The sequence below is a fragment of the Mesorhizobium sp. M4A.F.Ca.ET.050.02.1.1 genome, from assembly GCF_003997725.1.
Classification (GTDB): domain Bacteria; phylum Pseudomonadota; class Alphaproteobacteria; order Rhizobiales; family Rhizobiaceae; genus Mesorhizobium.
In genome coordinates this window covers 1-499 of sequence record NZ_RZSG01001477.1, presented here as the reverse complement: position 1 = coordinate 499, position 499 = coordinate 1, and the positions used below count along the sequence as shown (strand labels likewise).

1 protein-coding gene is annotated in these 499 nt (G+C 66.7%); it reads right to left on the bottom strand.

All coding sequences use genetic code 11. The features are described 5' to 3' along the window. Positions 1-499: M24 family metallopeptidase (locus tag EOA33_RS38230; protein ID WP_127407870.1), on the bottom strand; the 499-nt coding region annotated here is incomplete at both ends.

The window sequence follows — 499 nt, the reverse complement described above, 5'->3', positions numbered from 1 at the left end:
GCGCTGCGGGCCTTCATGGACTGCAAGGTAGGAGCCGACGCCATGGCCGGTGCCGTGGGCGAAGTCGCAACCATGCCTCCATAGCGCCAGGCGCGCCACGGCGTCGATTTCCGAGCCGCGCGTGCCGGCCGGAAAGCGCAGCATGGAAATGCCGATCATGCCCTTCAGCACCAGGGTGAAGCGCTCGCGCATCTCCTGCGTCGGCTCACCGATCGGTACGGTGCGGGTGATGTCGGTAGTGCCGTCCTGATACTGGCCGCCGGAATCGAGCAGGAACAACTCGCCATCGGCAAGCTTGCGGCTAGTGGCGCGGGAAACACGGTAGTGCATGATGGCGCCGTTAGGGCCGGCGCCGGAAATAGTGTCGAAGGAGACGTCGCGCAGCGGCATCTGGGTCTCCTCGCCGGTCTGCCGGCGCACCTCCTCGAGCCTGGTGACCACGGCGATCTCGTCGAGCGAGCCCGGCTTTTGCCGGTCGAGCCAGCAAAGCAGCTTGGCC